18 protein-coding genes and 1 tRNA gene are annotated in these 20,948 nt (G+C 64.6%); 6 read left to right on the top strand and 13 right to left on the bottom strand.

Annotation, left to right across the window (positions count from 1 at the left end; translation table 11 throughout):
* Positions 1-69: 69 nt before the first annotated feature.
* Positions 70-771 (bottom strand): N-acetylmuramate alpha-1-phosphate uridylyltransferase MurU, encoded by a 702-nt coding sequence (murU, locus tag BTHE68_RS10595; protein WP_162066290.1) that lies wholly within the window; start codon positions 769-771, stop codon positions 70-72.
* 7 nt (positions 772-778) lie between these two features.
* Entirely contained in the window at positions 779-1,804 is a 1,026-nt protein-coding gene (locus BTHE68_RS10590) for an aminoglycoside phosphotransferase family protein (RefSeq protein ID WP_162066289.1), read from the bottom strand.
* Between the two features lie 227 nt (positions 1,805-2,031).
* Here BTHE68_RS10590 and BTHE68_RS10585 point away from each other — a divergent pair, with 227 nt between their 5' ends.
* The 4 genes from BTHE68_RS10585 (at position 2,032) to rsmA (ending at position 7,751) form a co-directional block, all read left to right on the top strand.
* Complete coding sequence (locus BTHE68_RS10585; RefSeq protein ID WP_162066288.1) at positions 2,032-4,422, top strand: LPS-assembly protein LptD; 2,391 nt, start codon at positions 2,032-2,034, stop codon at positions 4,420-4,422.
* Positions 4,423-4,561: 139 nt separating this feature from the next.
* Positions 4,562-5,905: a peptidylprolyl isomerase gene (locus BTHE68_RS10580; RefSeq protein ID WP_162066287.1), complete on the top strand. Its 1,344-nt coding sequence runs from the start codon at positions 4,562-4,564 to the stop codon at positions 5,903-5,905.
* 4 nt (positions 5,906-5,909) lie between these two features.
* Complete coding sequence (gene pdxA / locus BTHE68_RS10575) at positions 5,910-6,902, top strand: 4-hydroxythreonine-4-phosphate dehydrogenase PdxA (RefSeq protein ID WP_162066286.1); 993 nt, start codon at positions 5,910-5,912, stop codon at positions 6,900-6,902.
* A 33-nt stretch (positions 6,903-6,935) separates the two neighbouring features.
* Positions 6,936-7,751, top strand: a complete 816-nt coding sequence (gene rsmA / locus BTHE68_RS10570) for a 16S rRNA (adenine(1518)-N(6)/adenine(1519)-N(6))-dimethyltransferase RsmA (RefSeq protein ID WP_162066285.1) — start codon at positions 6,936-6,938, stop codon at positions 7,749-7,751.
* On the opposite strand, the gene BTHE68_RS10565 is transcribed toward rsmA, so the two are convergent.
* Positions 7,733-7,987 carry a hypothetical protein gene (locus tag BTHE68_RS10565; protein ID WP_162066284.1) on the bottom strand — a complete coding sequence of 85 codons (255 nt, stop codon included), beginning with the start codon at positions 7,985-7,987 and terminating at the stop codon, positions 7,733-7,735. The genes rsmA and BTHE68_RS10565 overlap by 19 nt on opposite strands.
* A 169-nt stretch (positions 7,988-8,156) precedes the next feature.
* Here BTHE68_RS10565 and BTHE68_RS10560 point away from each other — a divergent pair, with 169 nt between their 5' ends.
* Together BTHE68_RS10560 and BTHE68_RS10555 are read left to right on the top strand one after the other, a co-directional pair.
* Positions 8,157-9,413: a metallophosphoesterase family protein gene (locus tag BTHE68_RS10560; protein ID WP_162066283.1), complete on the top strand. Its 1,257-nt coding sequence runs from the start codon at positions 8,157-8,159 to the stop codon at positions 9,411-9,413.
* A gap of 3 nt (positions 9,414-9,416) precedes the next feature.
* Positions 9,417-12,878: an ATP-binding protein gene (locus BTHE68_RS10555; RefSeq protein WP_162066282.1), complete on the top strand. Its 3,462-nt coding sequence runs from the start codon at positions 9,417-9,419 to the stop codon at positions 12,876-12,878.
* 6 nt (positions 12,879-12,884) lie between these two features.
* Here the strand turns inward: BTHE68_RS10555 and BTHE68_RS10550 are convergent, their stop codons facing one another.
* From BTHE68_RS10550 to ydfG, 10 genes are all read right to left on the bottom strand, one after another.
* A complete protein-coding gene (locus BTHE68_RS10550; protein ID WP_162066281.1) occupies positions 12,885-13,970 on the bottom strand; it encodes a helix-turn-helix transcriptional regulator in 1,086 nt (361 codons plus the stop codon).
* 192 nt (positions 13,971-14,162) lie between these two features.
* Positions 14,163-14,238 (bottom strand) — tRNA-Lys (locus tag BTHE68_RS10545).
* Positions 14,239-14,397: 159 nt separating this feature from the next.
* The gene (gene ybgF, locus BTHE68_RS10540) at positions 14,398-15,147 is read right to left on the bottom strand and encodes a tol-pal system protein YbgF (RefSeq protein WP_162066280.1); all 750 of its coding nucleotides are present in this window, start codon (positions 15,145-15,147) and stop codon (positions 14,398-14,400) included.
* 36 nt (positions 15,148-15,183) lie between these two features.
* Entirely contained in the window at positions 15,184-15,690 is a 507-nt protein-coding gene (gene pal / locus BTHE68_RS10535; protein ID WP_061176742.1) for a peptidoglycan-associated lipoprotein Pal, read from the bottom strand.
* Positions 15,691-15,744: 54 nt separating this feature from the next.
* On the bottom strand, positions 15,745-17,037 hold the full coding sequence (gene tolB / locus BTHE68_RS10530; RefSeq protein WP_061176741.1) for a Tol-Pal system beta propeller repeat protein TolB: 1,293 nt from the start codon (positions 17,035-17,037) through the stop codon (positions 15,745-15,747).
* Positions 17,038-17,160: 123 nt separating this feature from the next.
* Entirely contained in the window at positions 17,161-18,255 is a 1,095-nt protein-coding gene (tolA, locus tag BTHE68_RS10525) for a cell envelope integrity protein TolA (protein WP_162066279.1), read from the bottom strand.
* A complete protein-coding gene (tolR, locus tag BTHE68_RS10520) occupies positions 18,252-18,695 on the bottom strand; it encodes a protein TolR (protein WP_162066278.1) in 444 nt (147 codons plus the stop codon). The genes tolA and tolR overlap by 4 nt, the downstream gene beginning before the upstream one ends.
* A 14-nt stretch (positions 18,696-18,709) precedes the next feature.
* Positions 18,710-19,387 (bottom strand): protein TolQ, encoded by a 678-nt coding sequence (gene tolQ / locus BTHE68_RS10515; protein ID WP_008342801.1) that lies wholly within the window; start codon positions 19,385-19,387, stop codon positions 18,710-18,712.
* 165 nt (positions 19,388-19,552) lie between these two features.
* Positions 19,553-20,014 carry a tol-pal system-associated acyl-CoA thioesterase gene (gene ybgC / locus BTHE68_RS10510; protein WP_162066277.1) on the bottom strand — a complete coding sequence of 154 codons (462 nt, stop codon included), beginning with the start codon at positions 20,012-20,014 and terminating at the stop codon, positions 19,553-19,555.
* 126 nt (positions 20,015-20,140) lie between these two features.
* The gene (gene ydfG, locus BTHE68_RS10505; RefSeq protein WP_162066861.1) at positions 20,141-20,887 is read right to left on the bottom strand and encodes a bifunctional NADP-dependent 3-hydroxy acid dehydrogenase/3-hydroxypropionate dehydrogenase YdfG; all 747 of its coding nucleotides are present in this window, start codon (positions 20,885-20,887) and stop codon (positions 20,141-20,143) included.
* Positions 20,888-20,948 lie beyond the last annotated feature (61 nt).

Here is a 20,948-nt window from a genome sequence, read left to right as displayed (position 1 = left end):
AGGGAAAAGACGGAAGAACCGCGCATTTTACCATCGGATGCGTCCCAATCCCCGGCGCGCGGCCGCCGCTCAGCGGGTTCGCAGTTCGTCGTCGAGTGCGCGAAGTTGCGCGGGCGTGCCGACGTTTTCCCATCGGCCGGCGTAGAGTTCACCGCTCGCGCGCCCCGCCGCGATGGTTTCGCGATAGTACGGCGTGAGCGCGCGGCGCGTGCCGGGCGCGAGATCGCGGAACATGCGCGTGTCGTAGAGCCCGATATTGCCGAAGGTGTGGCGCGGCGTGCCGTCGAGCGCGAGCACGCCGTCGTTCAGCGCGAAATCGCCTTTCGCGTGGAAGGGCGGATTAGGGACCATCACGAGATGCATGCCCGGTTCGTCGCGTGCTTCGAGCGCTTCGGCGCGGTCGTGCAGGGTCGAGTAGTCGAAATCGCAGAACACATCGCCGCTGACGGCGATGAACACGCCGTCTCCGATCAGCCGCAGCGCCTGCGCGATGCCGCCCGCCGTTTCCAGCGCTTCGGTTTCGGGCGAATACCGCAGCGCAACGCCCCAGCGCGCACCGTCGCCCAGTGCGGTTTCGATCTGCGCGCCGAGCCACGCGTGATTGATGACGATCGTTTCGATGCCCGCCGCCGCCAGCCGCTCGATCTGCCACACGATGAGCGGCTTGCCGCCTGCTTCGAGCAGCGGTTTCGGACATGTGTCGGTGAGCGGGCGCATGCGTTCGCCGCGACCGGCGGCGAAGATCATCGCCGTCTTGAGAGCGTGCGTCATCGTCGGCTCAGAAGGTGTAACCGACTTCGATCGCGCGGCCTTCCAGCGAGTCGAGCAGACGCGCGAACGGCCAGAGCGGCGCGTAGCGCTCCGCGACCTTGCGCGCATAGCCGATGAAACGCGGCAGATCGGCGAGATATTGCGGCTTGCCGTCGCGATAGTGGATGCGCGCGAACAGGCCGAGCACCTTGATGTGCCGCTGCAGGCCCATCCATTCGAGCTGACGGTAGAAGTCGCCGAAATCCGGATCGACGGGAAGTCCGGCCTTCTTCGCGCGTTCCCAGTAATACGCGATGCAATCGAGCTGAAATTCTTCTTCCCAACTGACGAATGCGTCGCGCATCAGCGACGCCATGTCGTAGGTGATCGGGCCGTACACCGCGTCCTGAAAATCCAGCACGCCCGGATTCGGCTCGCACACCATCAGATTGCGCGGCATGTAGTCGCGCAGCATGAAGGTTTGCGGTTGCGCGAGCGCGCTCTGCACGAGCAGCGTGAAGGTGTCGTCGAGCGTCTTGCGTTCGTCCGTGGTGACTTCGCGGCCCAGATGACGGCCGATGAACCACTCGGGCATCAATTCCATTTCACGGCGCAAAAACGCCTCGTCGAAAGGCGGCAGCACGCCTTCGCGCGCGGTCTGCTGGAAGCGGATCAGCGGGTCGATCGCGTCGCGCATCATCGGCCGCGCGTTCTTTTCGTCGAGAACGGAGATGTACGTCGTGTTGCCGAGGTCGGTCACGAGCATGAAACCGGCTTCGAAATCGGCTTCGAGAATTTTCGGCACGTGTACGTTCGCCGCTTCGAGCAGCCCGGCGACCTGCACGAACTCGCGGCATTTTTCGGGCGGCGGAGCATCGACGGCGATGAGCGTCCGGCCGTGCTCCGAATCGCTTTCCAGCCGGAAATAGCGGCGAAAGCTTGCATCGGCGGAAGCGGGGGCGAGACTCGCGACATTCAACCGGTAGCGTCCGGCGAAATTTTCGAGCCATGAGCGGAGCTGATTCAGGCGGGCGTCGGAAGGAATATGCGTCATAAATTCGGGGGGCCAAACATCTTGCCATATAATACCCCACGACTTTTTTAAGCGATCCGTTTCACGCCTGGCACCAGGCCCCCGACGACTGTGAGCGTCACCGTTCGATCGAGTGTCGTCCCGCTTAGCAACGGACCGTCAAGTTCGTGACTGCGGAAAGGGCGCGGCCGCCTGCCCGGCGGCATCGGGCGCGTGGGACGCGAACGGGATCGAACCGCCACCCATACATGCCGCCACGACAGTTTCCCGTATCGAAAATCCAAGGCGACGCTCAGCCACGCAGGCGGCGGCTCGTCGCCGCGCTTCTATCCGTTCCGGGTCTGATGCCCGCTCTCGCGCACGCCCAGCTCGCGGGCGACGCCGCGTATCCGCAGCCGCTCGACGGCCCCGGCAGTCTGCGCCTCGCGCCGCAACTCGAAGAGCGCCCGCTGCAAAGCGGCCAGCAATCGTCTACCTTCCTGCTGAGCGACAAGGCGACGGGCACCTCCGACGAAGACATGGCGGCGAAGGGTTCGGCGGAGATCCGCCGCACGGTGACGGTCATCAAGGGCGACGCGCTGCACTACGATCAGGACACGGACATGGCCGATGCTTTCGGCAATGTCAGGCTGATCAACAACGGCGTGTCGTTCGCCGGTCCGGAAGCGCATCTGAAGGTCGAGGCCAACGAAGGGTTCATGACGAACCCGAAGTACCACTTCAATCTGACGGGCGGCTCGGGTAGCGCCGAGCGCGCCGACATGATCGACGACGAGCGCGCGCGCATCGATCACGGCACGTACACCGCGTGCCAGTGCGAAGCCGATCCGGCCTGGTACATCAAGGGCACGTCGTTCGATTTCGACACCGGCGCCGACGAAGGCGTTGCGCATAACGGCGTGCTGTTCTTCCAGGGCGTGCCGGTGTTCGCGAGCCCGTGGCTTTCGTTTCCGCTCACGAGCGACCGTCGCAGCGGCCTGTTGCCGCCGACCTTCTCGCTCAGCTCGACGACCGGTTTCGAAGCGACGATCCCGTACTATTTCAACATCGCGCCGAATCGCGATCTGACCGTCACGCCGCGCATCATGACGAAGCGTGGCGTGCTGGGCGAAGCGACCTACCGCTACCTGTCGCCGACCTACTCGGGCTCGTTTACCGGCGACTATCTGCCGAATGACCGGGTAACGCACACGAACCGCTATGCGATCTTCTGGCAGCATCGCCAGAACTTCGGCAACGGCTTCGGCGGCTACGTCAATTACAACAAGGTTTCGGACGATCAATATCCGGAAGACCTGGGCAACGCGTCGAATCAGTTCCTGAACGGCACGCAGTTGCTGTATCAGCAGGAAGCGGGGCTCACGTACAACAACGGCCCGTGGTCCGTGCTCGCGCGCGAACAGCGCTGGCAGACGCTGCAGCCGTCGGTTCCGCCGTACGCGCGTGAGCCGCAGGTGAACGTTCAGTACAACAAGTACAACGTCGGCGGCTTCGACTACGGCGCGGAGCTGGACGCGACGCGCTTCACCATCACCACCGATGGCGCGACCGACGGCAACCGGCTGTACTTCAATCCGTACCTGAGCTACGGCATCAATGCACCGGGCTATTTCGTCACGCCGAAGGTGCAATGGCACTTCGCGTCGTACGACCTGAGTCACATCGCGACCACGCAGGTTGCGGGCTCGTCGCCGCCGGTGGCGGGGCAGCCCAAGAATTTCACCGAGTCGATTCCAACCCTCAGCTTCGATACGGGGCTCGTGTTCGACCGCTCGGTGCGCCTGTTCGGCCAGGATTACATCCAGACGCTGGAGCCGCGGCTCTATTACGTCTACACGCCGTATCACAATCAGGACTTCGCGCCGATCTTCGATACCGCCGAAGCCGACTTCGGCCTCGCCGAGATCTACACGCCGAACACGTTCGTCGGCAACGACCGCATCGCCGATGCGAACCGCCTGACGGCCGGCCTGACCACGCGCTTCATCAACCCGGCGACGGGCGACGAGCGCGCGCGTTTCGTCATCGCGCAGCAGTATTATTTTCAGAGCCAGCGCGTCACGATCACGCCGGGCCAGCTGCCGGAGCAGGCGAAGCACTCAGACCTGATCGCGGGCGCGGCCATCAAGCTGGGCGCTGGTTTCGCTTCGGAAACCGCGTTCCAATATAATGTCGATAACAATCAGCTCGTGCGCTCGAGCGTCGGTTTTGCGTTCAGCCCCGCCGAACGCAAGGTGATCAACGTCGGATACCGCTACACGCGTTCCAACCAGACCACCCTGGTGAACGAGCCGATCAACCAGATCCTGCTGTCGGGCGAGTGGCCGCTCTCGAATCGGCTCTATGCCGTCGCCCGCGTAAATTATGATCTCGCGAGCCATCGTCTCGTCGACGGGCTTCTGGGCTTCCAGTACGATGCCGACTGCTGGGCGTTCGGCTTCGGCATGCAGCGTTACGCCAACGGCGTGAACACGCAGGGCCAGCCTTCGTCGGGCACGCGCGTGCTCGCGCAATTGACGTTCAAGGGCTTGTCGAACGTCGACAATGGCCTCGTCACCGCGTTCCGTTCGAGCGTCCAGGGTTACCAGCCGCCGCCGCCGGCGCCGGCGCCGCTGTCCCGGTACAGCGACTACGAGTAGGCCGAAACGGGCGTTCTCGCGCGGGAATCCAATGACGAGCGGTCAAGAGCGGCGCCGATGGCCGCGCAGGCAGCACACACAAGCAGTACACGAACGGGTGAAGCTCGTATTTGATGGAGTATCTGTGGCAAACGTGAAAATGTTTCGATCGACGGTAATTGCAGCGGGCGCGCTCGCTGCCGCGCTGATCCTGAGTTCGCCGGCCGGTGCGCAGGCGTTGTCGAATCGCAATGCGCAGCTCGCCGATTCCGTCGTCGCGGTGGTGAACGACGGCGTCATCACGCAGCGCGAACTGCAAGAACGCACGGCGCTCATCGCGAAGCGTCTCCAGCAACAGAACGCGCCGGTGCCGCCTGCGGACCAGATGCAGCGGCAGGTGCTCGATCAGATGGTGCTCGAGCGCATCCAGCTTCAGCGGGCGAAGGAAGACGGCATCGTCGTCGACGACGCCACGGTCAACCGCACACTCTCGCGTCTCGCCCAGCAAAACCAGATGACGCTCGACGTCTACCGCTCGCGGATCGAGGCGCAGGGCGTGCCCTGGTCCACCTTCATGCGCGACGCGCGCACCGAACTCACGCTCTCCAAGCTGCGCGAGAAGGAAGTGGACAGCAAGGTCACCGTGTCCGACGGCGAAGTGGCGAACTACATCGCCAGCCAGCGCGGCCCGGGCGCGCGCAACGCGAGCGATCTGCGTCTGCAGCACATCATGTTCAAGCTTCCGTCGGATGCGCCTGAAAGCGATGTCGCGAAGGTTCAGGCTCAGGCCGACGCCGTGCTCAAGCAGGCGCAGGCCGGCGACGATTTCGCGAAACTCGCCAAGCAGAACTCGCAGGACACCGACGCCGGTAAGGGCGGCGATCTCGGCTTCCGCGCACCGGGTTCGCTGCCGGCGGGCATCGTCTCGGCGGTGTCGACACTGCGTCCGGGCCAGGTCGTGCCCACGCTTTTGCGCACCGACGGCGGCTTCGAGATCATCAAGCTGGTGGATCGCCGCGCGAGCCAGGGCACCGCAGCCGACGCGCCGAAGCTCGTGCAGACGCACGTGCGCCACATCCTCCTGCGCGTATCCGATGGCATGTCGGAACAGTCCGCGCGCCAGAAGCTGCTCGACATCAAGCAGCAAGTGGCGGCGGGCGGCGATTTCGCCAACTTCGCGCGGACCTACTCGCAGGACGGCTCGGCGTCGCAGGGCGGCGATCTCGGCTGGATCAGCCCGGGCGAAACCGTGCCTGAATTCGAGCGCGCGATGAACAACCTCCAGGACGGCGCCGTCAGCGATCCGGTGCGAAGCGAATACGGCTACCACCTGATCCAGGTGCTCGGCCGCCGCGATGCGGAAGGATCGGCGACGCAGCAGCTCGATATCGCCCGTCAGGCAATCGGTCAGCGCAAGGCCGAGCAGGCGTATTCGGACTGGCTGCGCGAACTGCGCGACACCGCTTACGTGCAGTACAAGGGCATCGCTGCCCAGCCGCAATAAGAGCATGAACTCCGCCGACGCCCGACGGCTCGCCATCGCCATCACGACTGGCGAGCCGGCCGGTGTCGGCCCGGAACTGACCGCGGCTGCGCTCGGGCAGGCGCGCGAGCGTTGGCCGTCGGCGCACTTCACGGTGCTCGGCGATCGTGCTCTGCTTGAAGCGCGTGCCGGCGCGGACTGGCTCGAAACAAACGATGCCGTCGACGTTGAACATCACGCGCTCGCCGTGCCCGCCGAACCGGGCAAGCTGAATGCGGCGAACGGGCGCTACGTGCTGGGTCTTCTCGATGCCGCCATCGACGGTGCGGTTTCCGGCCGTTTCGACGCCATCGTCACCGCGCCGCTGCAAAAGAGCACGATCAACGATGCCGGCGTGCCTTTCACCGGCCACACCGAATATCTCGCCGAACGCACGAACACGCCGCGCGTCGTGATGATGCTGGCGGGTTCGAGCGAGCGGCCATTGCGCGTCGCGCTCGCGACCACGCATCTGCCGCTGAAGGACGTGTCCGCGGCGCTCACGATCGACGGCCTCGTTGAAACGCTCACGATCATCGATCACGATCTGCGCGCGCATTTCGGTCTGCGCGCGCCGCGCATTCTCGTCACCGGCCTCAATCCGCATGCGGGCGAGAACGGCTATCTGGGCCGCGAGGAAATCGACGTCATCACGCCCGCGCTCGAACGCGCCCGCGCGCTTGGCATCGACGCGCCGGGTCCGTATCCCGCCGACACGCTGTTTCAGCCGCGCTATCTGAAAGACGCCGACTGCGTGCTCGCGATGTTCCATGATCAGGGCTTGCCGGTGCTGAAGTATGCGACGTTCGGCGAGGGCATCAACGTCACGCTCGGCTTGCCGATCATCCGCACGTCGGTGGATCACGGCACCGCGCTCGATCTCGCGGGAACGGGCCGCGCCGACCCGGGCAGCATGATCGCCGCAATCGACGCCGCCGTCACGATGGCGCGTCACAAGCGTCACGCGCGCGCGGCGTGATCCGGGCCACGCGCCCGCTTCTTTCAAACGAGTATGTCGACCAAACATCAAGGCCATTTCGCGCGCAAGCGCTTCGGGCAGAACTTCCTCGTCGATCAGGGCGTGATCGATTCCATCGTCGATGTGATCGCGCCGAAGCGCGGCGAGCGCATGGTCGAGATCGGGCCGGGACTGGCCGCGCTCACGGAGCCGCTGATCGAGCGGCTCGCCACGCCCGAAGCGCCGTTGCATGCGGTCGAACTGGACCGCGATCTGATCGGTCGGCTGGAAAAGCGCTTCGGCGACAGGCTCGTCGTGCATTCCGCCGATGCGCTCGAGTTCGACTTCGCTTCGCTCGCGCTCGAAGGGGAAAAGCCGACGCTGCGTATCGTCGGCAATCTGCCGTACAACATCTCGAGCCCGCTGCTCTTTCATCTGACGACGTTCGCGCACAAGGTGATCGACCAGCACTTCATGCTGCAGGACGAAGTGGTCGAACGCATGATCGCCGAGCCCGCGAGCAAGGACTACGGGCGTCTTTCGGTGATGCTGCAATACCGCTACGTGATGGACAAGCTGCTCGACGTGCCGCCCGAGTCGTTCAACCCGCCGCCGAAGGTGAATTCCGCCATCGTGCGAATGATTCCGTTCGCGCCGCACGAGTTGCCCGAAGTCGAGGAAGCCGTGCTGTCCGATGTCGTGAAGGCGGCTTTCGCGCAGCGTCGCAAGGTGTTGCGCAACAATCTGGGCGCGTATCGCGACACGATCGATTTCGATGCCCTCGGCTTCGATCTCACGCGCCGCGCCGAGGAAGTGCCGGTTGCGGAGTTCGTCGCGCTCGCGCAGGCGGTTCAGCGCTCGAAAGCCTGAACGCAGCCGACATCCGACAGCAATTTCAGCAGCCGTTCCAGTCGCGCGCGCTGTTCGCGATGCAGGCCGTGCGTCGCGCTCACCTGCCGCACGCGCGTGCGCCAGTAGGTCTGGCCGAACAGCGAGTTGGCGCCTTCCGCCGACAGCACGCGCTCCAGATGCCCGATCGCGGCATCGACATTCTTCGGTGTGTATGGGCTCGTGATCGTGGTGTTTCGCGCGAGTGTTTCGTTCATCGTTATCCTCGTGTCGCGTTGATTCCGAGTGGCCGATTCTGCGAGCGGCGCGAGACATTCGACGTCCCGAATGCACAACATCGATCGGGACGCGATGTGTCCCGACCGGCTGCTATGATCGTCGTCCCCATCGGTCCGGGGCAGAAAGACATCCTTCAACGGAGACTGCATGCGCTTCATTCACGCCGCGGATATTCATCTCGATAGCCCGCTGCACGGCCTTTCCGCCTACGCGGACGCACCCGCCGACATGCTGCGCAACGCCACGCGCGAGGCGTTCTCGAAGCTCGTGTCGGTGGCGGTCGACGAACAGGTCGATTTCATGGTGATCGCCGGCGATCTCTACGACGGCACCTGGCGCGACCACAACACGGGCATCTTTTTCTGCCGCGAGATGGGACGCCTGCGACGCGCCGGCATTCCGGTCTACGTGCTGTTCGGCAATCACGACGCCGAAAGCGAGATGACGAGCCAGTTGCAACTGCCCGACAACGTCCACACCTTCTCGACGAGAAAGCCGCAGACCTTCCGCATCGACGCACTGAAGGTCGCGCTGCACGGCCACAGCTTCAAGGAAAAGGCGGTCACGACGAATCTCGTCACCGCGTATCCGTCGCCGGTCGCCGGGTACTTCAATATCGGCGTGCTGCATACCGCACTCGAAGGTGGGTCGATGCACGCGAGCTACGCGCCATGCTCGGTCGCCGAATTGCACGCGAAGGAATATCACTACTGGGCGCTCGGCCACGTCCACGAATACGCGATCTGGCAGGACGCATCGACCATCGTGTTTCCGGGCAATCTGCAAGGCCGCAACATCCGCGAGACGGGACGGCGCGGCGCGGTGCTCGTCACGGTGTCGGACACGGAGGAGGTGAGCGTCGAGCGGCTCTTCATCGACGTGTTGCGCTGGGAAGCCGTCACGGTGGACGCATCACTGGCGAGCACGCTCGATGAAGTCGCGCTCGCGGTCGGACGCGCGCTGGAGGCGCTCATCGAAGCGGCGGCATCGTCCGTGCCGCACGCGGTGCGCGTGACGATCACCGGCGCGACCGGAGCGCACGGCGAACTGTTCGGACTGGAGGCGCAACTGCGCGCGGAAGTGCTCGCGCAGATCGCCGCGATCAGCCACGACCGTCTGTGGCTCGAAAAAGTGAAGATCGCGACCGCGCCGCTCGCACACAGCGAACCCGCGAGCGGCCGCACCGACGCGCTCGCCGATCTTCACGGCCTGCTGATCGAAGCCGAGTCCGACCCGGAATTCCTGAGCATGCTGAAAGAAAGACTCATCGCGCTGGCATCGCAGGCGCCGAGCGAATTGCAGAAGTCCGTGCCCGAGCTCGAGCACGTGCGCAACGGCGAACTCGCGAAGCTCGTCGGCGACGTGCGCTCCGGGCTGATCGCGCAACTGGCGGACGCGGAGTAAGCGATGCGTATCGGCAAGCTCGAACTCATCCGCTACGGCAAATTCACCGATCACGCCGTCGAGTTTCCGGCGCCGGAACATGACTTTCACTTCGTCGTCGGTCCGAACGAGGCCGGCAAATCGACCATCAAGAACGCGATCTCCGAATTGCTCTTCGGCATGCCGCACAGCTCGCCGCTCGCGTTCGTGCATCCGCAGAGCGACTTGCGGCTCGGCGCGTCGATCGAGGCGGGTAGCGAAACCTTCGCGTTTCATCGCACGAAGAGCCGTAAGTCGTCGCTCAGCGCGCCGAACGGCGACGCGCTTGCCGCCGACGCGCTCGCGCCGTTTCTCGGCTCGGCCGACAAGAGCTTCTTCGAGCAGATGTACTGCCTCGATCACACGGCGCTGATTCGCGGCGGCCAAGGCATTCTCGATGCATCGAGCGATGTCGGGCAGATGCTGTTCCAGTCGGCGGCGGGCATCGCGAGTCTCGGTGACGTGCGCCAGCGTCTCGCGGACGAAGCCGATCGTCTGTGGGCGAAGCGCAAGTCGGGCGACCGTGCGTATTACATCGGCCTAAAGCAATACGACGAAGCCACCAGCGAACTGAAAACGGCGAGCGTGCGAACGACACAGTGGCGTCGCGCGCACGGCGCGGTCGAAGAGGCCGAAGAGCAGCGCCGCGAGCAGGACGCGCGCCGCGCGGAACTGGAAGCGCAGCGCGGCAAGCTGGAACGCGTGAGGCGTGTCGCGCCGTTTCTGAACGTGTGGCGCGAGAAGGCGGCGGAGTTGCGCGAACTGGGCGACGTCGTCGACTTGCCCGCGAACGCCGAAGCGACGCTGCAAAACGCGCTCACGCGGCTCGCGACGGCGCAAGGCGCGCTCGACGTACACGCGAAGGCGGCCGAGCGATTGCACGCCGAACTGAACGCGATTCACATCGCGCACGCGCTGCTCGCCGCGCAGGCGCGCATTCGTGCGCTCGACGCCACGCGGCAGCGCTGCACGCATCACGCGAGCGATATCGCCCGCCTCGAACAGGAAGTCGCGATGCGACTGCGCCAGATCGCGCAGGACGGCGCGCAACTCGGCTGGCCGCACGACGAAGCGGGCGTGCGCCGCACGATGCCCGGCGCGCTCGCGCTCCAGACGGTCACGAGCCTGATGCTCGAGCACGGCGAACTCGAACTCGCCGCGCGCAATGCTGAGCAGGCAGCCGACGAATGCGCCGCGCAGATCGACACGCTGAAAGCGAGGCTCGCGGCGATCGCGGGCGGCGATGTGCCGCCGCGTCTGCGCGCCGCGTTGCGTGCCGCGCAAAAGTATCGCGATACGGGCGAGGCGAAAGCGCGCCTCGAAGACGCGCGGCGCGACGCGCAGCATGCGCTCGACGCGGGCATCGCCGCGCTTGGCCGATGGTCGCGGCCGATCGCCGAATTGAAGACGATGACGCTGCCGGCAGCCGAGCGCATCGCCGCGTTGCGCGCGCAGCGTCAGGAATGCGTTTCGCGGCTGACGCTCGCCACGGATCGCGCGAAGGAAGCGCAGGACACGCTCCACGCGACGCGCAGCGAACTCGACGCGCTCGTCGAAGCGCACGATGTCGTGACGGGCGATCAGGTTCACGCCGCGCGCGCGTCGCGCGATGCGGCGTGGACCGCGATCAGATCCGGCGATATCGCGCTCGATGAAGGCGCGTCCGGTTTCGAAAGCGCGATGCACGCGGCGGACGGCCTCGCCGATCGTCAACTCGGATCGGTCGGACACGCGACGCAACTCGCGGCGCTGAAACGGCGTGTCGCGAGCGAGACATCCGCGCTCGCGCGCCGCGAGGAAAGCGTGCGCGAAGCCGAAGCGGCGCTGACGACGTTCGATGACGCGTGGCGCGCGCTCGCCGCGCAATCGCACATCGCGGACATGCCGCTCGACGATGCGCCGTCGTGGATCGCATCGCGCGAGAAGGCGCTCGTCGCCGCGCAGACGCTCGACGCGCGCGCCGAGGAATTCGCGCGCGAATCCGCCGATGCCGATACGCGCCGCGACGAACTCGCGCGGCATCTTGCCGAGGCGGGCGCGCAACCCGGCGCGCACGTCAGTTTCGACATGCTGTGCGACATGGCCGAGGCGCATATCGCGGCCATCGACGAAGCCACGGTGACGCGCCGCAATGTCGCCGCGCAGCTCGACGAAGCGCAGGCCGAACGCATCGCGCGGCAGGGCGCGGCGAAAACGGCCCGCGAAGCGTACGCGCGCTGGCAGCGCGAGTGGTCGGCGGCGATCGCGAAGGCGGGCCTCGCGAACGCGGCGGATTCGCAGGCCGCGGCCGAAGCGGCCATCGATATCGTGAAGAAGATCGGCGAGCAATTGACGCAGATCGAGACCACACGCACCGGCCAGATCGACGCGATGCGCGCTGCGCTCGCCGCGCTCGACGGCGATGCATCGCAACTGGCGCGCGAACTCGATGAATCGCTTGCGACGCAAGGCGCGAAGACGATCGCGACGGAACTGTCCGCGCGCCTCGATCGCGCATGCGCGGCGCATGCCGAGTGGGAGCGGTTGCAGAAGGCTCACGCGTCGGCGAGCGAGCAGGTGAGTCAGACCCGCGCCGAGGTCGAAGCAGCGAAAGCGACTTTGCGTCCGCTCTATGATCTGGCTGGCGTCGATACGCCTGACGTGCTCCAGGCGCTGATCGCGCAATCGCAGACAAAGCGCGCGCTGAGCGCCGCGGTGGATGACGCGCGCGCCGCGCTCATCAAGGGCGGCGATGGCCTGGCGCTCGACGAGCTCGTCGCGGAGGTGGAGGACGCCGACATGCCGAACGTGCCGGCCGAGCTGTCGCGCATCGGCGCGGCGCTGTCGGAATCGGTGCGAATCGCGAGCGAAACCGCGACCGCACTCGATGCCGCGCGTCGCGAACTCGCGGCCATTTCGGGCGAAGCGAATGCCGCGCGCGCCGAAGCGAAGCGCCAGGAAGCGCTTGCCGCGATGGCCGATGCCGCCGAGCGCTTCGTGAAAGTCGAGACCGCATCGACGCTGCTCAAGTGGGCGATCGACCGCTATCGCGAGCGCCGGCAGGGCCCGATGCTCTCACGCGCGAGTGCGATCTTCTCGGCGCTCACGCTCGACACGTTCGCGCGGCTCGTCGTCGATTACGACCGGCAGCCGATGGCGCTGTCGGCGGTTCGTGCGAGCGGCGAGCACGTCGAGATCGCCGGAATGAGCGAGGGCACGCGCGATCAGCTGTATCTCGCGCTGCGGCTGGCAGCGCTGGAAGAGCACGGTGAGAAGGCGTCGGCGCTGCCGTTCGTCGCCGACGATCTGTTCATCAATTTCGACGATGGACGCGCGCGCGCCGGCCTGCGCGTGCTCGCGCAGATCGCAAAGCGCACCCAGGTGATCTTTCTGAGCCATCACGATCATCTGATCGATATCGTGCGCGACGTGTTCGGGCCGCAGGTCAACGTGTGCTACATGAGGTGAGGCGCTTCAGGTGCGCGACGTTTCGTCGTAACGGCTCGCGAGCTTGCGATAGTCTTCGGCGAATTCGTCGCGCAGCGCTTTCGGCGCCAGGATCTCGACGCTCGCGCCGAGCGCGCGCAGCCACCAGCGCAGCTTGAGACTCGGCGTGACGGTGCCTGTCACTTTCATGCGGCCATCAGCGAGTGTGCTGATCTGCTGATCTTTCGACATCGGCGATTCGCGCAACTGATTGCCCGCGTTGTCATCGAAGGCGAGTTCGAGCAACACCGGCGGCTCGGGCAGGAAGTCGAACACCTGCTGCGTCTCGATGTATTTGCGCAGCTTGAAGTCCTCGGGGTAAGTGAACGATGCGCCCGACTCCGTCACCGAGCGAATGCGATCGAGGCGATAAAGCGTTCGCAGCCATTGCGTTTCGCCTTTTTCCGGACGCGGCGCGCGACTCGGATCTTGCGCGACCATGTACATGACGCCAGCCGATTCGACGAGCGCGAGCGGCCAGAGCGTTCTGGTCTTCGGATCGTTACTTTGATCGTGCTGTTGCTCCGCCTTGTACGCGGCGCGGTATTGCACGAGCAGCTCGCGCTCGAAGAAGGTGGCGGTCGCGACGGTCTGAAAGATTTCCGGGCGCAGCTTCGGGCGGATCAAGGTGAAGGCGCCGTCGACGGAATCGATCTTGTCCGCCCACGCGCGATAGATGCGGCTGTCGGCTTTTTCCTGCGATAACCGCGATTCGGCCGCCTTGAAGAGCGGGTCGATATCGCGTGTCACGGCGTTCGGCAGCTTGTTGCCCGCGAAGCGCTGGAGGATGTGAAAGGCAACCGCCTCCGATGCGCTCATCAAACCGCTGACGCCTTCCTGCAAACCGTGCAGCCACGGCTTGCGCTGCCAGAGCAGTTCGCGGCCATTGATCATCGACACGACGCGCGCGTCGGCTTCGAGCGCGCTCAGATGGCGCTGCACCTTCTTCGTATAGCCGACGCGATGGCCGCGCTCTTCGAGCCGCCTGCGGATTTCGGGCGTCGAGAGCCAGGCGGTCGCGTCACGCTCGGTGGGCAGCACGCGGAGTATGGCTTCGTCGAGGCTGGAGGTCATGGGAGGGCGGGAGTGGGGCGGGGAGGAATTCGATTATAGGAAGGTACGAGACGTATTGTGTCTCGATTGGAACAGCGGGGAGGGTGGCGATTCGTTGGCTTGACTGAAGAGCCGACGAAGTGCATTGAGACGAATCGCGCATGCAAAACAAAAAGCCCGGTCGCAATGACCGGGCTATCTGCTTGATTTCTTTGGTAGGCCGTACGGGATTCGAACCTGTGACCAACGGATTAAAAGTCCGCTGCTCTACCAGCTGAGCTAACGACCCGAAAGAGGCAAAATTATAATCGCCGAAAGGGAGAACCGTCAACCCATTCCGCCGAAGAACAGCCGAAATCCCGAAAGAAAAACGCCCGCGGCTTCATGGCCCACGGGCATTCTCCTCGAGAGGCGCGATGCCAAAAAGCACCGCAAAGCGTTGCTTACTTCACTTCACCTGCGACATCTTGCTCTGCGCGGTCTGCGCGACTTCCGTACCGGCGTACTGCGAGATGATCTGCTGAAGCGTCTGCTTTGCAGCCGCCTTCTGGCCTTGCTCGATCTGATTGTTCGCGATCGCAAGCAATGCCTCGGGCGCCCGCGGATGCGTCGGATAACTCTTCACCAGATCCTGCCAGATCGCCGTCGATCCCTTGTAGTCGCGCTGTGCATAGAGCGCATTGCCGAGCCAGTACCGCGCCGTCGGCTGATACGGGCTCTGCGGATACTTCGCCACGAACGCCTTGAACGACGCCGCGGCGTTCTTGTAATCGCCGTTGCGGAATTGAGTCGACGCTGCGTTGAACGCTTCCGTCTCGCCGGGCTGCACCGAACCGGTCACGCCGTCGACTGTTTCCTGCTGCGGCTCGAACTTCTTCAAGCGCGTGTCGAGATCGGCGTAATAGTCCTTCTGCTGCTTCTGCAGTGTGGTGACCTGATTGGCCAGATCCTCGTTCTGGCCGCGAAGCGTGGCGACCTGCTGGTTGAGCTGGTCGATACGGTTCGATTGATCGAGGATCGTGCGCTGCGCAGCCTGCAACTGATTCGACAGGCCATCAGTCTTCGTGCGCAGGTCGAGCACGGCTTTACGCGCTTCGGTGTCGTCGAAGACGCCGGCGTGCGCGGGCACGCTCAGCATCGTCGAGCCAGCCAGACACGCGGCTGCGGCTACACGCAGCAAGGGAAAACGATACAACATAGGGCGACTCACCCGTAACTGGTTACGTTAAGTTGATTACTGCTGGTACACGAGGTCCGCACGGCGGTTCTGTGCCCACGACGAGTCGTCGTGACCCGTCGCCATCGGCTTTTCCTTGCCGAGGCTCACGGCTTCCATCTGCGAATCGGCGACGCCCATCAGCGACATCGCGCGACGCACGGCTTCCGCGCGCTTCTGGCCCAGTGCGAGGTTGTACTCGCTGGTGCCGCGCTCGTCGGTGTTGCCCTGGATCAGGACGTGACGCTCCGGATGGCTCTTCAGGTACGACGAGTGTTGTTGCAGCAGCGGCTGATAGTCGTCCTTCACGGCATAGCTGTCGAAGTCGAAATAGATGCTGCGCTTGGCGAGCGGGCTGTTCGGGTCGTTCAGCGGGTCGATATTGACCTGCTTCACGTCCGTCGGGTTCGGCTGCGTGCCGACTGCACCCTTGTTTTGGCCTTCGTCGAGCTTCACGCCCGAGTGACACGCCGCCAATGCGCCGACCATCGCAACTGCCAGGCCGATACGAAGTTTCGACATCATGGTACCTCTCCTTGTGTTGTAGCTGAACGTTGTTTCTAAACGTTATTGCTGGACTTATTGCATGAACGGACCCCAGGACGGCTCGCGCACCACACCGCCCTGTAAGGACAAGACTTGCCGCGTGCGACCGTCGGTCGAAACGGCTGCCAACACGCCACGTCCGTTCACTTGGGTGGCGTAGAGGATGTACTGACCATTCGCCGCGAAGCTCGGCGATTCGTCATGCGTCGTGTCGGTCAGCCCCGTCGCCGTGCCGGACGCGAGGTCCTGCAGATACAGCTTGAAGCCGCCGCCAGTGCGCGAAATGTACGCGAGTTGCTTGCCGTCCGGGCTCACGCGCGGGCTGGTGTTGTAGCTGCCCGCAAAGGTGACCCGCTGGGCCGAGCCGGCGCTTTCCCCCGCCGCCGGCATCTTGTAGATCTGCGGTTGGCCGCCGCGATCGCTCGTGAAGTAGATGGAGTTGCCATCGGGCGAGTAGGCCGGCTCGGTATCGATGGAACTGCCTTGTGTCAGACGGCGCAGGCCGGAGCCGTCTGCGTTGACTTCGAAAATCTGCGTGTTGCCGGTGCGCGAGAGCGCGACGGCGAGCTTGCGGCCATCGGGCGACCACGCCGGAGCACTGTTGTTGCCCTTCTGATTCGACACGACCACGCGACGTCCCGTCGGCAGATCGTGGATGTAGACCACCGGCTTCTTCTTTTCGAACGACACGTATGCGACCTTCGTGCCGTCCGGCGACCATGCCGGCGAGATGATCGGCTCGGGGCTGGAGAGGGCGATCTTCGCGTCCTGGCCGTCCGAATCCGAAATCTGCAACTGATAGCGCCCGCCAGTCTGAATCACGTAGGACAGGCGCGTGGCGAACACACCGCGGCCGCCGAGCAGCTTCGCGTAGATGTAGTCGGCGATCTTGTGCGCGCTCATGCGCAGACCGCTTTCCGCGCTGACCAGCGACAGGCCGCCGAGATTCTGCTGCTTGACGGTGTCGTACAGACGGAAGCGCACTTCGTATTGGCCGTTCGGCAGCTTGTTCACGCTGCCCGACACATACGCGTCCGCGCCTTTCGCCTTCCAGGCGCCGAGGTCGACCGAATCGGTTTCCGACACCGGCGTGCCGCCCGCGTCGATATTCGTGAACTTGCCGCTTCGTTGCAGATCCTGGCGAATGATCGCGCTGACCTGCTGCGGAGAATTCGCTTCATTGGCGAAATTGGCCGTTGCGATCGGAAACTGGGTCGAACCGACGCCGGTCACGAGTACGTTCAACTGGGCGTGTGCGGCGGTGCCGGCTGCGATCAGGCAGGACGCGACCAGCGTTTTCAGGCCAAGCTTCGTCATCAAACTCATGCTGTATAGGTTCCAGATAAAAGCGTTTTCAAGTGTCCGCGGACTGCAGAACAGACCCGCGCTCGCACAATTCGTTCCCGCTGCTTAATGCCAGCTTACAAGCCGGCTTTCAGGCAATCGCGCTCAGCCTCCGGCCGGCCGCAGCGTGATCGTGAAGGCGCCGGGAGCCTTGCCGTCGATATCCACCGGCATCGGATCGGAGCGCTGCACTGCGCGCAGGGCCGCCTGATCCCATTGCTCGTTGCCGCTCGAACGGGTGATGTTCGCCGAGAGCAGCGTGCCCGTCGGCGAGCAACGCACCGAAACGACGGTCTCGAGCCCGGCCGTTTCGCCGGCCCACACGATATTCGGCCGCACGCGGCGCTGCACTTTCTCGGCATAGCCGGGCGAGGTCGCATTGCCGCCCGCGCCCTTGCCGGTGCCGCTCTTCGCGAGGCCTTCGCCGCTGCCCGCCGTGCCGCCGCCCAACTGACCCTGCAGTTGCGCAAGACGCGCCTTGCGTTCGGCATCGACCTTGGCCTTCGCTTCCGCTTCGGCCTTGGCTTTCGCCTGAGCGGCCGCCTTCGCCTTCGCGTCGGACTCAGCCTTGGCCTTGGCTTGCGCATCGGCCTTCGCCTTGGCTTCCTGCTGTTCCTTCTGGTCCTTGAGCTGTTCCTGCTTCTGCGCTTCCGCCTGCTGCTGCTGACGCTGCTTGTCCTGCTGCGCCTTCTGTTGCTGCTGTTTCTGCAGTTCCGCCTGACGCTGCTGCTCGATCTGCTTCTGCTTGTCCTGCATCGCCTTCTGTGTGGCGGCCGCGGCGGCGAGTTGCTGCTGGCGCTTCTCTTCCGCTTCCTGGCGGGCCTGCTCCTGCTGACGGCGCTGCTCGGCGAGTTGCGCTTCCCGCGCGGCGGCTTCCTGCTGCTTGCGTTTCTTTTCCTGCAACGCGATGTCCGCGTCCTCGTCCTTCGCGGGCGGCGGCGCGGGCTGCACCTTCACCGGCGCGGGCGGCGGCGGAGCGGGGCGCGGCGTCGGCGTGGACGTATCCGGGATCTCGGTCCAGATTTCCGCTTCCGAGCCCGCCGGCGTGTTGTTCTGCCAGTTGATGCCGTGATACAGCAGCCAGCCGAGCAGCAAGTGCATCACTGCCGCGAGCGCGAACGCCTTGCCCGTGCCGCGCTCGCGCGGCGGGCGAATCGGTCGCGCGGACGATGCGCGTGTCTGCTTGTGCAAAAGGGTCATTGCGATTTGACGAGCAATCCGACGCGCTTCACACCGCGCGCCTTCATATCGGACATCACGTTCATCACGACTTCATACTTCACGGTCTTGTCCGCCGCGATCACGACGGGCTGATCCGGATGCGATTCCTGACGATTGAGCACGAACGTGTTCAACTCGTCTTTCGACATCTTCTGCTCCTGCGTCGAGCCGCCGTTCTCCTTGTAGCGGACGTTCATGCTGCCGTCGGCCTTGATGTTGATGACGAGCGGCGGCTGTTGCTCCTGCGGCTGCGCGTTGCCGACGGTCGGCAGATTGATGATGGACGGCGAAACGAGCGGCGCGGTCACCATGAAGATGACGAGCAGCACGAGCATCACGTCGATGTACGGCACGACGTTGATATCGGACATCGCGCGGCGCGAGCTGCCGCGCATGCTGGAACGAATGGGGCCTGCCATCGCGAACTCCTTGCTTAGTGCGCCTGACGCTGCAGAATGTTCGAGAACTCTTCGATGAAGGTCTCGAAGCGGATCGCCAGACGGTCGATGTCGTGCGCGTAGCGGTTGTATGCGACCACCGCGGGAATTGCGGCGAACAGGCCGATCGCGGTCGCGACGAGCGCTTCGGCGATGCCCGGCGCTACGTTCGCGAGCGTTGCCTGCTGCACGTTGGCGAGTCCGCGGAACGAATTCATGATCCCCCAGACCGTGCCGAACAGACCGATATACGGACTCACCGAGCCGACCGACGCGAGAAACGCGAGATTCGCCTCGAGCACGTCCATTTCGCGCTGGAAGGCCGCGCGCATCGCGCGGCGGGAGCCGTCGAGGATCGCGCCCGGATCGGTGATGCGGCGCTCCTTGCCCTTCAGGAATTCGCGCATGCCGGATTCAAAGATACGCTCCAGCGCACCGATGGTGTGGCGATTGTTCGCCGCGCTCTGATAAAGCGCCTGCAAATCGCCGCCCGACCAGAAATCGCGCTCGAAACGCTCGGTTTGCGCCCGCGCGCGACGAATGGCGAACCACTTGCGGAAGATGAAGGTCCACGACAGCAGCGACAGCAACAGCAGCAGCGCCATCACCGCCTGCGCGAGCAGGCTCGCGTGGACGACGAGAGAAATGATCGACAGGTCTTGTGTATTGTTCATAAAGGTCCGCTGTTACGTCCCGCAAGGGGCGTCCGGTCAAAGCATCATGCTTTCGTGAAAGGGATGTGAATCAAACGAAAGCCGTGCCGTAACCGGCTCATGCTCGTTAGTGCTTCCTCTGTTACCGATGCCCTGGTTCGCTTCGGGGTGCGATGCGTTCATCGATCAGGCCTGGTCCGGGTTCGCGCCGCATGACGCGGTGGCGGGCGCCGCGCGCGGGCCGCGCTTCAATCCGTCGAGCACGCCGTCGGGAATGGCGGCCGGACGAATCGACGCGCGATCCACCGAAGCGACGCGAATGTCGCCGCTCGCGAGCAGCACGCCGTCGCGCCACGCTTCCTGATGAAAATCCACCGATGCGCGCCCGAGCCGCTCGATGCGGCTCACGACGCGAATGACGTCATCCAGACGCGCCGGCGATGCATATTCGACGGACGTGCGTCGCACGACGAACAGGATGCCGTTCGACTCTGCGAGACGCTGCTGGTCGATGCCGCACGCGCGCAGCCATTCGGTGCGCGCCCGTTCGAAGAACTTCAGGTAGTTCGCGTAGAAGACGATGCCGCCGGCGTCGGTGTCCTCGTAGTACACCCGCACCGGCCAATCGAAAGTCAACGAATCACTCACCTTTGCGCCGCTCCGCTCGCGCGGAGGCTGATTGGCCCGCTCCGGCTTGCTTTTTGACAAATATTCATCGGCGGCATTTTACCGGAACCGGAAGCACGACTGCCAAAACCTTGGGCAATCTCGGAATCAGCCGCGGTGAATTTGCAACGGTGCGAACGTCTGCGCGATCGGCATCATCTCGATTGCATTGATATTCACGTGTGCCGGACGCGTGGCGATCCAGTAGATGGCATCGGCGATATCCTCGGGTGTCAGCGCCTGCACGTCCTTGTAAACGGTCGCCGCCTTGCCGTCGTCGCCCTTGAAACGCACGTTGGAGAATTCGGTGCCGCCCACGAGGCCCGGTTCGATGTCGGTCACGCGCAGCGCGGTGCCGGCGACATCGGAACGCAAATTCAGGCTGAACTGCCGCACGAACGCCTTGGACGCGCCGTACACGTTCCCGCCGATATACGGATACGTGCCCGCCACCGATCCCATGTTGAATACATGGCCGCGATTGCGCTCGATCATGCCGGGGAGGATTGCATGCGTGACCGTCACGAGGCCCGTGCAGTTCGTCTCGATCATGCTTTTCCAGTCCTCGAGGTTCGCGCGCTGCGCGGGCTCGAGGCCGAGCGCGAGGCCGGCGTTGTTCACGAGCACGTCGATCTGGGCGAACGACTCGGGCAGCGACGCGATGGCGTTGCGGACCGCGTTTTCGTCGCGCACGTCGAGTTCGACCGGCAAAAGCGCGTCGCCGAGCTCGTTCGACAGGGCGACCAGGCGCTCCTTGCGGCGCGCGGCAGCGATCACGCGATGGCCGCCCTTCACGAAAGTGCGGGCGATGGCGGCGCCGAATCCGGCCGACGCGCCGGTGACGAAAACGATCATGAGCGGACTCCGAACGGGATGAAATGGGTAGAGCCGGAGCGCGTCCGGCAACGGCGCAAAG

It is taken from the genome of Burkholderia sp. THE68, from assembly GCF_009938265.1.
Taxonomy (GTDB): Bacteria; Pseudomonadota; Gammaproteobacteria; order Burkholderiales; family Burkholderiaceae; genus Caballeronia.
The sequence above is the reverse complement of the archived record's forward strand: the minus strand, read 5'-3'. Positions and strand labels throughout refer to the sequence as shown.

Excerpts from the sequence above, each read along its gene's own strand:
- murU (WP_162066290.1), bottom strand. The coding sequence starts at position 771 with ATGACGCACGCTCTCAAGACGGCGATGATCTTCGCCGCCGGTCGCGGC.
- BTHE68_RS10590 (WP_162066289.1), bottom strand. The coding sequence starts at position 1,804 with ATGACGCATATTCCTTCCGACGCCCGCCTGAATCAGCTCCGCTCATGG.
- BTHE68_RS10585 (WP_162066288.1), top strand. The coding sequence starts at position 2,032 with ATGCCGCCACGACAGTTTCCCGTATCGAAAATCCAAGGCGACGCTCAG.
- BTHE68_RS10580 (WP_162066287.1), top strand. The coding sequence starts at position 4,562 with ATGTTTCGATCGACGGTAATTGCAGCGGGCGCGCTCGCTGCCGCGCTG.
- pdxA (WP_162066286.1), top strand. The coding sequence starts at position 5,910 with ATGAACTCCGCCGACGCCCGACGGCTCGCCATCGCCATCACGACTGGC.
- rsmA (WP_162066285.1), top strand. The coding sequence starts at position 6,936 with ATGTCGACCAAACATCAAGGCCATTTCGCGCGCAAGCGCTTCGGGCAG.
- BTHE68_RS10565 (WP_162066284.1), bottom strand. The coding sequence starts at position 7,987 with ATGAACGAAACACTCGCGCGAAACACCACGATCACGAGCCCATACACA.
- BTHE68_RS10560 (WP_162066283.1), top strand. The coding sequence starts at position 8,157 with ATGCGCTTCATTCACGCCGCGGATATTCATCTCGATAGCCCGCTGCAC.
- BTHE68_RS10555 (WP_162066282.1), top strand. The coding sequence starts at position 9,417 with ATGCGTATCGGCAAGCTCGAACTCATCCGCTACGGCAAATTCACCGAT.
- BTHE68_RS10550 (WP_162066281.1), bottom strand. The coding sequence starts at position 13,970 with ATGACCTCCAGCCTCGACGAAGCCATACTCCGCGTGCTGCCCACCGAG.
- ybgF (WP_162066280.1), bottom strand. The coding sequence starts at position 15,147 with ATGTTGTATCGTTTTCCCTTGCTGCGTGTAGCCGCAGCCGCGTGTCTG.
- pal (WP_061176742.1), bottom strand. The coding sequence starts at position 15,690 with ATGATGTCGAAACTTCGTATCGGCCTGGCAGTTGCGATGGTCGGCGCA.
- tolB (WP_061176741.1), bottom strand. The coding sequence starts at position 17,037 with ATGAGTTTGATGACGAAGCTTGGCCTGAAAACGCTGGTCGCGTCCTGC.
- tolA (WP_162066279.1), bottom strand. The coding sequence starts at position 18,255 with ATGACCCTTTTGCACAAGCAGACACGCGCATCGTCCGCGCGACCGATT.
- tolR (WP_162066278.1), bottom strand. The coding sequence starts at position 18,695 with ATGGCAGGCCCCATTCGTTCCAGCATGCGCGGCAGCTCGCGCCGCGCG.
- tolQ (WP_008342801.1), bottom strand. The coding sequence starts at position 19,387 with ATGAACAATACACAAGACCTGTCGATCATTTCTCTCGTCGTCCACGCG.
- ydfG (WP_162066861.1), bottom strand. The coding sequence starts at position 20,887 with ATGATCGTTTTCGTCACCGGCGCGTCGGCCGGATTCGGCGCCGCCATC.